Here is a 14,000-nt window from a genome sequence, read left to right as displayed (position 1 = left end):
GGCATTTATGAAGCGATGGAAGACTAACCGCCGAGTTAGCTCGCTGAAAGCGGACATTTAACCCCAGCGCAGCATCCGTCGATTTGGGCTCAAAGCAGTCTTTCGCTGCTTAGTGCATCAATGACCGCTGTGCGGACTTTACTGCCGTTCGCCGCAGCAGTGCCAATGACTGCTCTTGGGAGCGCGAGCAGAAGCGGTGGTTTCTATCTAAAACAAAGACGGCATCAACCCTGACCGCTTAGTAGACTTCGGTTCTTCTGCACCAGATCGCGCAAGAATTCCGCGACGGCGCGGACACGACGTGAATGTACAAGATCAGAATGGGTCACAAGCCAAATCGTTTGATCGGCGCCAAGCTCCGCATTTAGGCAAATTAATCCGCGCGGACGCGCCAAAAAATGCGGCAGTATCGCTAGGCCGAGACCGCTCTCACAGGCGGTAAACTGTGTTGCCAGCGATGTCGTCACCAGTGTCGGTCGGCGTCCCCTTAAGATCCGCTCAACCCACCGCGCCGCTGGTAGGTTCGCGTAGGCCTCGGACCGGCTAATGAAATCGTCATGGTCAAAGACATTAGTATCCGATCCTGCATCGCGTGCTGACACATATTCAGTAGAGCCATAAAGGCCGAAACCCAAAGGTCCCAACCTTTGCAGCGAGACATTGCCCCGATCAGGTTTCACCATTCTCAGAGCGATATCTGCATCACGCCGATGAAGGCTTACTGTCGCTACATCCGTCACGATCTCCAGCGATAAGCGCGGATACTCTGCCTTCAATCGCTTCAGCGCCGGAATGATCAGGCCAGTTGCCAAATTCTCGGCTGTGGCCAGCCGCACGGTACCCGCCACTGGCGCATCGTGCCGCAGCCCAGAAGTCAGCGACAGGGCCGCCGCCTCCATTTCTTCCGCGCGCTCGATAAGCGCCGCACCATCAGTGGTCAGTCGGTAACCGGATTGGTGTCGTGTAAATACTGGCTGGCCCACTGAAAGTTCCAGCCGCTCGATCCGGCGCGAGACCGTAGCAATCCCAACACCCAGTTGCGCCACCGCGCCGGTCAATGTGCCCGCCCGCGCCACAGCTAGGAAAGCACGGATGTCATCCCAGATCAGGTCATGGTTTAAGTGTTTTCCGATTTTGGAAATCCATTTTTCGTTTTCGAGGGTGTTTGTACAGATTTGAAAATGCCATTTCTCTGGTCAACAGACAAGGAGAGATGCATGGAACAGCGGACACTGGCGAAAGGCTTCGACGTATCAGCGATTGGCCTCGGATGTATGGGGATTAGCGAGTTCTACGGCCCGCGTGATGACGACATGTCAAAACGTGTGCTGCACGAGGCCTTGAATCTCGGTATCAATTTTTTCGACACCGCCGACATGTATGGCCCTTATCACAACGAAGAGCTGCTAGGGGCGTTCCTAAAGCAATCAAAAGCCCGCCCAAAAATCGCAACCAAGTTTGGCATCATTCGTAAACCCGGCGAATACCGGCGCAGCCTCGATAACAGCCCGGACTATGCAAGGGCATCCTGCGAGGCGTCACTGAAGCGTCTCGGAGTTGAATGGATTGACCTCTACTATGTGCATCGGATCAACCGTGCGCAGGACATCGAAGACACGATGGGTGGCCTGTCGCGCCTGGTCGAGGAAGGCAAGGTTGACCGGATCGGCTTGTGCGAGGTCAGTGCGGACACACTGCGTCGCGCGCACGCCGTGCATCCGGTAGCTGCCGTGCAGACGGAATACTCACTATGGTCGCGCGATGTTGAAAAAGAGGTGCTGCCCGCCTGCCGCGATCTGGGGATTGGCTTTGTACCCTATTCGCCACTAGGGCGCGGTTTCCTGACTGGGCGATTCCAAGCTGATCACGAATTTGAAGTAGGGGATTTTCGCGCATCTTTACCGCGTTTTCAGGCCGCGGCCGTTGCATCCAACAGGCGTATTGCCGATCTAGTGCGCGCAGTTGCCAACCGCAAGGACTGTACACCCGCGCAACTGGCACTCGCATGGCTGCTGGCCCAGGGCGACAATATCGTCCCAATCCCCGGTACGACAAAGATCCGCTATCTGCGGGAAAACTCATCCGCTACCGAAATCAGTCTGAGCGATAAGGATTTGCAGGAGCTAGATAATGGCCTGGCGAAGCTTCCAGTGTCCGGCGCACGATACACCGCAGAAGGCATGAAAGGGGTCAACGTCTGAGCCAGTCCTCGACTGGATGTTGTTGTGACCCAATTTGAACAGTGATCTGACAAAACCTTTTGGCCCTAACCAAACAGAGATACGGTATGGAAAACGCATATGAGCGCGGCAAAGCGTTGACTGAAATACACAATCCGGGCTTGGAGGAGGCTCTTGAAGCCCGGTATGGCGCATTGTTACCGGGCATGCCCCAGGACTTAATCAGCTTTGTATACGGTCAACATTATGATCGCCCTGGTTTGTCCCTGCGGGATCGAAGCCTTGCCACGATTGCAGCATTGACAGCTTTGGGAGGACAAACCGCCCCGCAGCTTCGCATTCACATCGAAGGAGGTCTCAAGGCGGGGCTCACCAAGACCGAGATCGCCGAAGCAATCTGGCAAATGTCTTTGTATGGTGGATTTCCAGCAGCCATCAACGCGCTGAACTTGGCTCTGGATATTTTCAGCGAAGAAGATGGGACAGAATAGAAATCCTCGGCCAATACCGCTTCTATAGTCCCGCACAGCGAACCTGACGCGTTGACGTCGGCGATTTACCGCTAAGCGGACGAAGCTGCCGATAAGTCAGTTTGTCAGGATGTGTGACAACGGCCCCAAAGAGACATTCGGCACCCGCTTACAGTGCTTCAACCGCAGCCCGCATTACGGACGTTCCTCGCAAACGTAATATGTCGAGGATATCGGATTGAGTAAAACTTGCGCCAATGATTGTCCGTAGAACCGTTTCTAATCTGGTACACTACCCGAGTGAATTTGAGTCTAACGTAGGTGAGAAATGGATGTCGCAGGCAGCGTGGCCTTGGTGAGCGGTGGCAGCGGTGGACTTGGATCTCGGATTTGCCACTTACTTGCCGGCAATGGCGTCAAGGTGATCGTCGGATACCAGAGTGGCGCAGACCGGGCGCATGCCGTCTGCCAGAGCATCATCGACCAGGACCATGCGGCGAAAGCGGTCAAGATTGATCATTGCGACCCTGTGTCTGTTTCCGAGTGTATTGACAACGTTGTTGGCACATTTGGCTCCTTGGATATTCTGATCAACAATGCCGGCATGGCGTCAGGGGGGTATAGCCTCCCCAAGGGAGATCTCGAAGCTTTCACGCCAGAAATCTGGACCGAAATGCTGAACGTGAACCTAAGCGGACCATATTATTTGACCAGAGCAGCCGCCCCATTTCTTCGCGCATCCGAATGGGGTCGGGTAGTCAATCTTTCATCCACTATTGGGCACGGGGTTTGGGGCGCAGCGGCGGCATATGCACCAAGCAAGGCAGCGGTGGTGCCACTTACCCGGTTTTTGGCGGCTGCGTTGGCTCCGGATGTCACTGTGAACTGCATTTCCCCAGGCTTAATGGAGGGCACACAGATGTCTGCGAGCGCTCCGGATGAGTTTGTTGAACGTTGGCGCGATAGATCGATTTTAGGCGCGACGACATCAATCCACGACGTCGCCCAACAGGTTTTGACTTTTTGCAAGAGTCCATCGGTCACAGGGCAAACGGTGGTGATTGACGGTGGAATTCACCTCGATTGACGCCATCTTCGGAGCCTCGTTGCTTGTAGGCTGCTGCGATCGCCCAATATGGTTGGCAGATGGTGGACCAGGGCCCTCGTTGACTGACAACTCAACTGCCGACTATGATTTTGGAATGACCAGCGGCAAGTATTTCGACGATCTGTCAGTTGGAGATACCTTCGAAACCGGTGGGATTACTCTCACCGAGGGCGCGATTGTTGACTTTGCACTTACGTATGATCCTCAGCCCTTTCACGTGGACAAAGTAGCAGCGACACAATCAATTTTCGGGGGGATCATTGCCAGCGGCTTTCAAACCATAGCGCTCACCTTCCGACTGTTTCGTGACACCGGTGTGCTAACCGACACCAACTTGGGCGGCCATGGCATGGACGAAGTCCGGTGGCTAGCCCCCGTGTTTCCTGGCGACACGCTTCGCGCTCGGGTTGCTGTTGAGGTACTCACCCCATCGCGCTCCAAGCCCGATCGGGGAACGGTACGTTTCCGTTATCGAACGTTTAACCAGGATGATATTGAGGTGCTCAATTTGGTCATGATTCACGTAATGGCGCGACGGACATAAGTCTGTTTGCCTTGATCTTGCGACAGGTTGGTTCCGAGCTTTTTGACATCTGCAGTCGGCTCAATGCTGGCATTTGACGTGTTCGACCTATGACAGACTGTTTCCGTTCAATTCGCACATTCACCGCGCGTGGAGAACAGAGCCGCTGTATTCGCGCCTGCGATTTCTCCTCAGCCAGAAAAATGGCAGGTCCAGAGTTAGAACCAGTTTGAAACCGAAACTCAGAGACCAGTAGACGGTTCAAAACTGTGCAGCTCGAAAGTTCTCTTTCCATCGGCACTGAATTTCTGGACCGAGTCCCCGACACGTAGAACTGTCATACAGCGATAGCGCCCCTTGTCGGCAGCCATAGAGACACAAACCTCATCTGTATCGGTGATGGCAAATGCACCGGCACCATTCCAGCCACCGTTCGCGAGCTCTCCGCTAACGACATTGTTCGGGTCATAGAAAAAGCGAAATCTCTTCTCTCCGGACGTGGCTGTGACAGTATTTCCGATCAGAAGCTCTGCGATCTGATCGGCATTGAGGCGCTCGGCACCGTTATCCAACGCCGCCTCAAGATCCGTTTCAGCCAATGCAGTGCTCCCCGCCAGAGCGACCGCAGCCGCGATGCAAAGTGTTTTCAGTTGGGCCATATCCAATCTCCTTATTATTTTGTGTGATGCTACGGAACGCTAACCCCCGGAAACGTTACGCTGGGCGAACGCGCCGGGCTTGATCGGATTCTGATTTTTTCTGACATTCATCTGACAATCCGCAAACTTCGTTGAGCCAAGGACATGGCGGAGTGTAGGTTTCAGTATGTACCGTTTTTTAGAGTTCCAACTTGATCCGACACAGGGATTGAAACGCTGTGGCGAACAGGTTGCCCTGGAACCTCAGGCCCTGCAATTGCTGGAGTTTCTCGTCAGGAACCGAGACAGGATTGTCAGCAAGCAAGAGATCATTGACGAGATTTGGGGCGGCTCGGCGATCACGGACGCGGCGCTGAACACGCGCATCCGGTCCGTTCGCAAGGCCTTGGGCGACACTGCGGCAAGCTCAGACTACATCAAAACCTTTCCAAAGCGCGGGTTCCAATTTGTGGCCCCGGTTGCATCGGATGAACCGCCTGAGCGCGTTGCCCAAGCGCCCAAACGCGGCGTTCTTGTTGCGGGTGTTCTGTCGGCCTTGGCAATCGCCATGCTGTCGTTCTCCATATTTGCCGACCGGCAACGATTGCCGGACACCGGAAAACCCTCTTTGGCCGTTGTGCAGTTTGACAATATTGGGGACGAAAGAACTGGTCAGTATTTCGTTGATGGTCTTACCGACGACTTGATTGCGCATCTTTCGCGCAATCGAGAACTGTTCGTTGTGTCCAGCGCAACGATGTTCTCTTACACGAAGGATCAGGTAACCCCGATAGAAATCGCGCGCGACCTTGGGGTTGGCTATGTTGTCCGCGGCAGCGTCCGCAGGGCCGATGGTCAAATGCGCATCAGCGGAGAACTTATTGATGTCGACAGCGCCGAAACCATCTGGGCCGAGGTTTTTGATCGTCAGGTAACGGATGTCTTTGATGTTCAAGACGAGATCAGCCGGGCCATCGCCGGCCAGTTGTTGCCTGAGATATATCAGTCCGGCGAAGCACGGTCGCAGGAAAAACCGACCGAAGACATGGGTGCATGGGATCTGTATTTGCGCGGCCGGGCGCGGCAGGCAGTGTTTTCGCAAGAGGCCCAGCAGGACGCGGTGACGTTTGCACAGTCCGCCATCGCAGCGGATCCGGAATTCGCAGCAGCACACAGCCTGTTGGCCCGCGCTCTGGGAACGATATTCTTCTTTCAGTGGTCGGATACCCCTCAGGACACGTTGATTGCCGCGACTGAGGCGGCCAAACGGGCAATTGAACTGGACGATCAGGACGCGCAGGCGCATGCGGCCCTTGGCTATATCTACCGCTTTACAGGAGAGGCCGATCCAGCCATCGCAAACCTCGAACGCGCTGTCGCGCTCAACCCCAACGACGCGCGAATCCGGCTGGAATTGGCGCATACTTATGACTGGTTTCGCATGCAGGACCGCGCCCTGCCCGAAATAGAAATGGCAATCCGGTTAAGCCCGCGCGATCCGATGCTGCAAAACATGTACTTCTACCAGGGTCACATCCTGTTTCACCTGGAACGCTACGAAGAAGCGCTGGACGCAGCCCGGCAGTTGGGCGCGGTGGCAACAAGCAATACTTGGCGGCTGTTTCATCACCTGTTGAGCGCGGCCACTCTTGCCGAGATGGGCAGACAAGACGATGCCCAAGAGGCTGTTAACGATGCGCTTGAGATTAACCCGAAGCTGTCAATCTCAGCGATGCGCAGGCAATTCGCAGGATCAAAAAACCACCCCGAAAACCGACGGATCTGGCTGGCAAGCCTGCAAAGAGCGGGCGTGCCAGAATAACAATCGGCGCCAGACTCTACGCCACCCTATGCCATAACATGCCGTGTTGGTTAGCCTGCACTATCCTCAAGCGGGACAAACCGGCCCTCTGGCATTTCCACAGCTCTGTAGGCTTCCACGAAAGGCAGAATGTGTTCATCCGGGCGCGCAAAGCGGCGATACATCCAGACAATGTCAGCAATCTTTATACCCGGACGAATTTTGTTTAGCCTATCCCGCGCGGCAATGGCCGCCTCGTGCGGACCCAATTCAGCCAGAATCGCAACCTCGATAGAAACCGACCACCAAATGTCCGGCTGTGCCCCCTTGCGATAGGTGCTCAGCGCTGTTTCATAATCTCCATTCAAGAAATGATACTCAGCCAGTGACTGATACCAGTTTGGGTCTGCTGCATTTGGGTCCAGCGCAATTGCGTTCTCGACTAGCGCAGCGCCCAGTTCCAGACGCCCGGACCAAATGAACTCGTATCCGATCTGCCCTTGCAGATACCGATCTGTCCCCAATGCCAGCGCCGTTTCAGCAGACGAGAAGAACCCGTCAAGATCACGCTGAATCTGAAGCACCAGCGCCAAAAGGAAGTGAGCGCGCGCAGAATACGGGTTCAGCGACACCGCATTCCGCGCCGCCTCTTCCGCGCGTTGGATTTTTTCGTCCTGTGTCCCTGGATATAGCCCGGTAAACAGCTTCACATCCGTCAGCAGTGCCTCAGCCAATTGCGCCCACCCGCGCCAATATTCGGGTTCGTCTTCGACAACCCGCAGGATACAGCCGCGGACACGCTCTTGCATATCCCGTCGGTTCAGAAAACCAACGCGCAGTAGGGAGCATTCATAAGACGAGAGATGTTCCGGAGGTTTCGCACGCGCATGACCAGCGTGAATGCGTTTTATCGCCCCACCCGCGTCACCCACAGCCGAGGCTACTTTTTCAGTAATGTTCAGTTGAACGTCCAGAATATTTAAAGTCGTGAGGCTTTCGTCATACGCCCCCGACCAGACCTGAAGCTCCGAAGCTGTGTCTATCAGTCGTGCTGTCACACGCAGCCGATCTGCAACCTGCCGGACTGAGCCCTCCAGCACATAGTCCGCGCCGAATTTCTGCCGGATACTGCGCGGGTCACTTTCGTTTGGTCCAACGGAATGGGTGGATTGGCGGGACAGTACATTGAGGTCCTGGTAGCTCCCCAGCTCAACAATGATGTCTTCGCCAATGCCAACAGCCAATAAATCGCGGACGTCCGTATTGCTAAGGTTTTGAAACGGCAGAACCGCAACGGTCGGACCTCTTGGCTCTGTCAACAGAGCGGCTTCATCAAAGGTCATGGCCTCGGGCGGCTCGTGATCATAGCCGATCCACCACGTCAACAAGCTTACAACGCCCAGACCAACCAGCACCGATGCACCGGTCATCAGTCGCAGCTTGTTTGATCGCTGTTCAGAAGCGTGCACTCTGTCAGGCAGGACGCGGAAAACCCGAACCGGTTCAGCGATGTTCTTCAGGTTTTTCAAACCGAGATCCTCAAATCCGGCATCCACCTTGCCCATGGCCTGTTGGACGACACTCTCAGAAACCGCGACGCCGCCTGGGTCCGCCAGACCTTCAATGCGAGAGGCGACATTTACCCCGTCACCGTAAAGGTCCCCATCAGCGATCATGACATCACCGAGGTTTATCCCGATCCTAAGTTGCAACCGCGACCCGTTGGCGATGGTCGGACCAGCCTCAGCCATTGCCCGCTGGATCTCGACGCCACAGTTTACGGCATCGACAACCGAAGTGAATTCGACAAGAGCACCATCCCCCATCAACTTGACGAGGCGCCCGTGATGTCTGGCAATTGCGGGATCAAAAATCTCTGAACGCAGAGTTTTGAGAGCGGACAATACACCTGCCTCGTCGCTGCCCATCAACGACGAATACCCAACGACATCGGCAGCCATGATCGCGGCGAGTCGGCGCTGCATAGGACCCTCCTGTTCACAGTCTAACGGATGTCACGAAATCTCGACAGTGCACACCTTTCTGGCAATCCAACTAATTTGGCTGTCATGGAACAGACTAAATGTCGGCTTCGACTTGACGGTTCCGACTATTTGCATCCGCAACGAAAGTCAGCTTTCCGCCCAACAGGCTAGTACACTCGCACCCGCAGCGAAGGTCAGCTATGCCGTCAAACGACAAATGCTGCGCCCATAGCCTAAGTCGCATTTGGGCTCAATTCGGTCATTTTCTGTAACTTGCTTGAACGTCTGCTTTGCGGATGGAGCCGCCATTCGCATTGATCATTCGAAGGTCAGGTTACGAAACGGCCATTTACTCTATCGCGACCTGACCCTCAGTGTTTCAGTGCCCTCAACTGCGAAGTATGATCGCAACTCTTCGATAAACACTTGGACAAGGCGGCGAGGATTACCTCCGAGGTGGCCCAGTACAATCTTGAACGGCTCAACCGCGGGTTCCATCGGTACTGCAATGACCGTATCCCCTGCGTAGGTTGAATTATTGGCCACTGCCATGTGCAGCAAAGAACACCCAACGCCCCGTCCAACAAGGCTGCGCACCATTTCCAGTGACGTGGCCGTTGCAGCGATATTGGGGGCAATTCCAGCATACTCAAACTGGCTCGCATAGTATTCACTGACCACGGGCAAATCGAGAAGGACGATGTTTTCATCGCGAAGGTCCTGCATCGAAATGTGAGGCCGCGCGGCAAATGGATGGCTTTTGGCAACCAAGGCGTAGGCGGGAACCTCGAGCATTGCTTCATAGGTGATGCCAGGTTTCATTGCGTTTGCAACACAGACTATAACGTCATAGGCCCCCGAAATAAGCCCGTCTTGGGCACTTTGGTTGTCGCATTCCGAAAACTTGACGGTCACATCAGCGTTCTTGGCCAGAATGCGCTCAATAATCTGAGGCATGAACGCCGGGGCCGCTGGTGCGTAGTAGCCGACACGCAAAATGCCACTGACCTGCGTGCGCATGTCGCCGCCATCACGCATCAGGCTTTCATAGTCGTCCAAAAGGTTCTGGATTTTGGGCACCATCTGCTTGCCGGTCGCCGTAAGGGAAACCCCCTTGGCGCGGCTGCGAAAAGTCAACTGCAAGCCAAACGCCTCTTCGACCTGGTTGACGGCTGTATGCACCGCCGAGGGCACGACGTTCACAACCTTTGCGGCGTCCGTGATGCTGCCCGCGCTGATCGCGGCCATGAAATATCGGAGTGCCTTAAGGGAAATATCCGGTGTCATCGTGCGCTCCGTCTGAAATTCAGAATATAGTATTTCATTAATTCTGTTTTTTAAAAATCACTTTGTGACGAATACTCACAGCGCATCAATGGAGGTCTCAAAATGCGCACGTCAGCCCGGGTTGCCATTGTTGGCGGTGGAGTCAGCGGCCTTTCGACGCTTTATCATCTGATACAGGAAGGTTGGACAGATGTTGTGCTTTTGGAACGCAACGAACTGACGTCAGGCACGACATGGCATTCCGCCGCGCAATGCCCACAACTGGCGTTCAACCAATTGTTGCTGCTTTTGCGCAAATACACGATCCAGCTTTACAAAGAACTGGCCGATGATCCCGACTACCCGATCAATTATCATCACCGCACGGGCGGGATGCGTCTGATTACTGATCAGGACAATATGGATGCCTCGAACCACATTATCTCGGTCGCCAAGGGCCTTGGGATTGAATTCAACCTGCTGGAACCCGCCGAGGCCGTACAGCGCAATCCTTTGCTGCAGGATCATGATCTGTTGGGGGCGCTCTGGGATGATCTGGACGGCGACATTGACCCTGCACAACTATGTCAGGCACTGGCGCGTCGGGCACGTAAAGCAGGGGCTGAGATTACCCGCAATTGCCCTGTTACGGGCCTTAGGCAAAAGCCGAACAACGAATGGATCGTCCATACAGACAAAGGCGATATCGAGGCCGAACATGTAGTGATCGCCGCAGGATATCGCGTGAATGAAGTCGGCGAAATGCTCGACATCAAATACCCCGTTATCAGCATGGAACATATGTATTTCGTCACCGAGGACATCCCCGAACTGGTGGAGCGGCCAGACCGTGTGCCCATGGTCCGCTGCCCGCGCGATACGTTCTATATGCGGCAAGAAAAGAAGGGGCTTTTGGTCGGCATCTATGAAATGGATTGCAAAACCTTCGGAATGGACGGCATTGACCCAGACTTCGTCAACGCGCTGTGCCCCGATGATTTGGACCGGCTGTTGCCGAAGATGGAGCCTATTTTTGAACGGTTCCCCTGCCTACACGATGTCGGGATCAAGTCGGTCGTGAATGGCCCCATTGCCTATGCTGCCGACGCTGGCCCGCTTGTCGGCAAACAACCGGGGCGGCGCAACCTGTGGTCGATGAACGGCATTCGCGTTGGCATCGGCGAAGGCGGTGGGTACGGCAAAATGCTCGCCCAGATGATGGTGCATGGTGAAACTGAATGGGACACTTGGCAACTCGACCCGCGCCGGATCACCAGCTTTGCCAACACAGAATACACCGCTCTGAAATCCATCGAAGACTACCAAATGGAATTCCAGTGGCACATGCCCCACGAACACCGCCCCGCTGGGCGGCCCGCCAAGACAACGCCGCTCTATCCGATTCTGCAGACACAGGGCGCTGAGTTTGGCGTGGTCAACGGGTGGGAGCGGACGAATTTCTACCAGCCCAGCCCCGATTTCATCGAAGAGCGCAGCTATAGGTTCTGCAACTGGCACGATGTGGTCAGAGCTGAGGTTGAGGCCGTGCAAATGTGCGTTGGCATCGCCGAATTGTCAGGATTCAATCGCTTTGAAATCACCGGCACCGATGCCGCCGCATGGATCGACGGCTTGACTTGCACCAAATTGCCCAAAGCCAAAGGCCGCGTGGGGCTGTCCTATTTTCTAAGCGATAACGGCAATATCGACTGTGAGGCAACCGTGGCCAAGTTCAGCGATGACCACCTGTGGTATTGCTCCGCCGCTGCCGCTGAATACCACGACATGGATTGGCTCGCGGAACGGTTGCCTGCCGGGTCCGACATCCAGATCAACAGCCTGACGAACAGTCACACCGTTCTTATCATCGCAGGTCCTCATGCCCGCGCGCTGATGGACGCGGCCTGCCCGCGCACCAGCTTTGCCCAGACCGATTTCCCGTGGATGACCGCGCAAACCTGTTTCGTCGGACATGTTGAAACCACGGTCATGGCCGTCAGCTTTTCGGGTGAACAGGCATTTGAGGTCCACATACCGAACATCCAGCTTCACGCCGCCTACCTCGCTTTGACACAAGCAGGCGAAGCGTTCAGCCTGGCCCATTTCGGCATGTACGCCATTGAATCCATGCGTATGGAGAAGGGTTATGGCCATTGGAAGAGCGATTTCATCACTGAATTCAACCCCATCGAGGCCGGTGTCGAACGCTTTGTCGACCTGTCAAAAGACTTCCCCGGCAAGGCCGGTTTAGAACGTCAAATTGCACTTGGAAACCGCCGTGAACGGGTCTTGATCGCAATCGACAGCAAAACCGCGCCTGCCCATCCCGGTGAAACAGTGTTTGACGGCGTGAAACCGGTCGGGACCATCACCTCAGCCGCTTGGGGGTATCGCACCGACAAGAATCTTGCGATGGCCTATGTAGATCCCACACACGCGGGCGTTGGCACTGACCTCAGCGTGTTGCTGATCGGCAATCGCGTTGCGGCAACTATTGTCGAAAGCTGCATCTATGACGCCGCGCACACCATCCCGCGCGGTCAAACCGATTAGCGGACATTTAATCCCAGCGCAGCATCTGTCGAGAAGGGCTCGGTGCAGTCGTTCGCTGCGTAGTGCATCAGTGACCGCTGTGCGGACAAAGCTGACATACAGGATCACAGTGTGTAAACTACCAGCACCGATTAGGGGGCTTCGAAATGACCAATCCCAATGAGGTCGCGCGCCATTACCATTCCGGACACTTGCTTAAACAGATTTCTGACGGCTGCGCAGCTCTGGACTTAACCCCGCCATTTTTTCATGACGCGTTGGCTCCGGTTGACGAGTTTCACATTGGCGGACGCCTTGCGACCGAACCTTTTGTGAAAGCTCTAAACCTTTCGCCAAAAAGCAAGGTTGTCGATTTGGGATGTGGTCTCGGCGGTCCAGCACGCTATATCGCAGCGACCATAGGAGCGAACGTAACCGGCATTGATTTGACCGCAGAGTTTGTGGAGACCGGACGCGTCCTTACCGAGTGGACCGGATTGTCGGATAGGGTTCACCTAATCGAAGGCAGCGTGCTCGATTTACCGATAGAAGCTGAATCCATGGACGCCGCATATATGATCCACGTAGGTATGAACATAGAAGACAAAGTGGGCGTAGCGCAGGAGGCGAAACGGGTTCTCAAGCCAGGGGGCATCTTTGCAATTTACGATGTGATGCAGGTCGGAGAAGGGCCCATGGACTATCCGGCTCCTTGGGCTTCTTCTTCAGATCAGAGCGCGCTAGCACCACCGGAGACATATGAGGCGGCGTTGAAATCCGCTGGATTCAAGGTTGGCGACCGGATCGACCGCACTGCATTTGCCAAACAGTTCTTTGCAGATTTGGCGGCCGCGCAAAGCCGCGCAGATGGTCCTCCACCCCTTGGTCTGCATCTAATCATGGGCGATAACACTGCGCTGAAGATTCAGCATATGGTTCGAAATGTAGAAGGCGGCTTGATAGCCCCGATTGAGATCCACGCACGTCTAACCATCTAACTTTGTGTCTACTCCGGGCTCGATCCAGACCTTCTCTGCACAGGGCGCCAATGGCCGCTCCGGCACGAGAGTGCTATTCCGTAGCAGCCGTAAGCGTATCCCAAATAAATTCTATTTGTCTCACCCCGCGTATCGTTCCATGATTTCACTGGTTAATAAGCTTGCCAGCTCTTAGCTACAAAACCCACAACGGACGCATATCTTCAAGCCATCCCCCTCGTCGGCCGGTTGTTCGAGATATTGAACTTCATTCCATCTAGCAACTCTTCCAGATCCGGACGTGCCGCAGGCCCGTTGGACAAAATAACAATTTGCGTCGTGCCATCCGGAAGAATGAAAAAGGATGCCGGTTCGGCAAAACGGCGATCCGTTTCGTTGGGCGAAATAGGATCCGTTACATAGACACCCAATTCCCTCATTTGATCTTCATTGAGATCATAAGCTAGATCAAACTCCCAGCCGAATTCATCCTGGTCCGCGAGAGATTTCTCGATCGGAT

The 14,000-nt window shown here is 54.9% G+C and carries 11 protein-coding genes and 1 pseudogene; 7 read left to right on the top strand and 5 right to left on the bottom strand.

Annotated features, from left to right (window positions below; translation table 11 throughout):
• Positions 1-224 precede the first annotated feature (224 nt).
• A complete protein-coding gene (locus ACR0L3_RS20410; RefSeq protein ID WP_480747629.1) occupies positions 225-1,094 on the bottom strand; it encodes a LysR family transcriptional regulator in 870 nt (289 codons plus the stop codon).
• A gap of 123 nt (positions 1,095-1,217) precedes the next feature.
• Here ACR0L3_RS20410 and ACR0L3_RS20405 point away from each other — a divergent pair, with 123 nt between their 5' ends.
• The 4 genes from ACR0L3_RS20405 (at position 1,218) to ACR0L3_RS20390 (ending at position 4,302) form a co-directional block, all read left to right on the top strand.
• Positions 1,218-2,201 (top strand): aldo/keto reductase, encoded by a 984-nt coding sequence (locus ACR0L3_RS20405; protein ID WP_480747628.1) that lies wholly within the window; start codon positions 1,218-1,220, stop codon positions 2,199-2,201.
• An 86-nt stretch (positions 2,202-2,287) separates the two neighbouring features.
• The gene (locus tag ACR0L3_RS20400) at positions 2,288-2,671 is read left to right on the top strand and encodes a carboxymuconolactone decarboxylase family protein (protein WP_480747627.1); all 384 of its coding nucleotides are present in this window, start codon (positions 2,288-2,290) and stop codon (positions 2,669-2,671) included.
• A 307-nt stretch (positions 2,672-2,978) separates the two neighbouring features.
• Complete coding sequence (locus ACR0L3_RS20395; protein WP_480747626.1) at positions 2,979-3,737, top strand: SDR family NAD(P)-dependent oxidoreductase; 759 nt, start codon at positions 2,979-2,981, stop codon at positions 3,735-3,737.
• Positions 3,738-3,816: 79 nt separating this feature from the next.
• Positions 3,817-4,302: a MaoC family dehydratase gene (locus tag ACR0L3_RS20390; RefSeq protein ID WP_480747625.1), complete on the top strand. Its 486-nt coding sequence runs from the start codon at positions 3,817-3,819 to the stop codon at positions 4,300-4,302.
• A 221-nt stretch (positions 4,303-4,523) separates the two neighbouring features.
• Here the strand turns inward: ACR0L3_RS20390 and ACR0L3_RS20385 are convergent, their stop codons facing one another.
• A complete protein-coding gene (locus ACR0L3_RS20385) occupies positions 4,524-4,940 on the bottom strand; it encodes a hypothetical protein (RefSeq protein WP_480747624.1) in 417 nt (138 codons plus the stop codon).
• A 166-nt stretch (positions 4,941-5,106) separates the two neighbouring features.
• On the opposite strand from ACR0L3_RS20385, the gene ACR0L3_RS20380 reads away from it, so the two are divergent.
• Positions 5,107-6,741 (top strand): winged helix-turn-helix domain-containing tetratricopeptide repeat protein, encoded by a 1,635-nt coding sequence (locus tag ACR0L3_RS20380; RefSeq protein WP_480747623.1) that lies wholly within the window; start codon positions 5,107-5,109, stop codon positions 6,739-6,741.
• Positions 6,742-6,791: 50 nt separating this feature from the next.
• Here the strand turns inward: ACR0L3_RS20380 and ACR0L3_RS20375 are convergent, their stop codons facing one another.
• Together ACR0L3_RS20375 and ACR0L3_RS20370 are read right to left on the bottom strand one after the other, a co-directional pair.
• Positions 6,792-8,705 (bottom strand): adenylate/guanylate cyclase domain-containing protein, encoded by a 1,914-nt coding sequence (locus tag ACR0L3_RS20375; protein WP_480747622.1) that lies wholly within the window; start codon positions 8,703-8,705, stop codon positions 6,792-6,794.
• 354 nt (positions 8,706-9,059) lie between these two features.
• Complete coding sequence (locus tag ACR0L3_RS20370) at positions 9,060-9,992, bottom strand: LysR family transcriptional regulator (RefSeq protein ID WP_480747621.1); 933 nt, start codon at positions 9,990-9,992, stop codon at positions 9,060-9,062.
• Positions 9,993-10,094: 102 nt separating this feature from the next.
• On the opposite strand from ACR0L3_RS20370, the gene ACR0L3_RS20365 reads away from it, so the two are divergent.
• Together ACR0L3_RS20365 and ACR0L3_RS20360 are read left to right on the top strand one after the other, a co-directional pair.
• Positions 10,095-12,524: a GcvT family protein gene (locus ACR0L3_RS20365; protein ID WP_480747620.1), complete on the top strand. Its 2,430-nt coding sequence runs from the start codon at positions 10,095-10,097 to the stop codon at positions 12,522-12,524.
• 146 nt (positions 12,525-12,670) lie between these two features.
• A complete protein-coding gene (locus ACR0L3_RS20360; protein WP_480747619.1) occupies positions 12,671-13,501 on the top strand; it encodes a class I SAM-dependent methyltransferase in 831 nt (276 codons plus the stop codon).
• A gap of 203 nt (positions 13,502-13,704) precedes the next feature.
• Here ACR0L3_RS20360 and ACR0L3_RS20355 read toward each other — a convergent pair.
• A pseudogene (locus tag ACR0L3_RS20355) lies at positions 13,705-14,000 on the bottom strand (thioredoxin peroxidase); the annotation flags it as partial.

It is taken from the genome of Ruegeria sp. CK1 (assembly GCF_056536545.1).
Note: the sequence above shows the minus strand (reverse complement) of the source record. Positions and strands in the feature narration are given on the sequence as shown.

Bases quoted from the DNA above. Each gene is read 5' to 3' on its own strand.
- ACR0L3_RS20405 (WP_480747628.1), top strand. From the start codon at position 1,218: ATGGAACAGCGGACACTGGCGAAAGGCTTCGACGTATCAGCGATTGGC.
- ACR0L3_RS20400 (WP_480747627.1), top strand. From the start codon at position 2,288: ATGGAAAACGCATATGAGCGCGGCAAAGCGTTGACTGAAATACACAAT.
- ACR0L3_RS20395 (WP_480747626.1), top strand. From the start codon at position 2,979: ATGGATGTCGCAGGCAGCGTGGCCTTGGTGAGCGGTGGCAGCGGTGGA.
- ACR0L3_RS20385 (WP_480747624.1), bottom strand. From the start codon at position 4,940: ATGGCCCAACTGAAAACACTTTGCATCGCGGCTGCGGTCGCTCTGGCG.
- ACR0L3_RS20380 (WP_480747623.1), top strand. From the start codon at position 5,107: ATGTACCGTTTTTTAGAGTTCCAACTTGATCCGACACAGGGATTGAAA.
- ACR0L3_RS20375 (WP_480747622.1), bottom strand. From the start codon at position 8,705: ATGCAGCGCCGACTCGCCGCGATCATGGCTGCCGATGTCGTTGGGTAT.
- ACR0L3_RS20370 (WP_480747621.1), bottom strand. From the start codon at position 9,992: ATGACACCGGATATTTCCCTTAAGGCACTCCGATATTTCATGGCCGCG.
- ACR0L3_RS20365 (WP_480747620.1), top strand. From the start codon at position 10,095: ATGCGCACGTCAGCCCGGGTTGCCATTGTTGGCGGTGGAGTCAGCGGC.
- ACR0L3_RS20360 (WP_480747619.1), top strand. From the start codon at position 12,671: ATGACCAATCCCAATGAGGTCGCGCGCCATTACCATTCCGGACACTTG.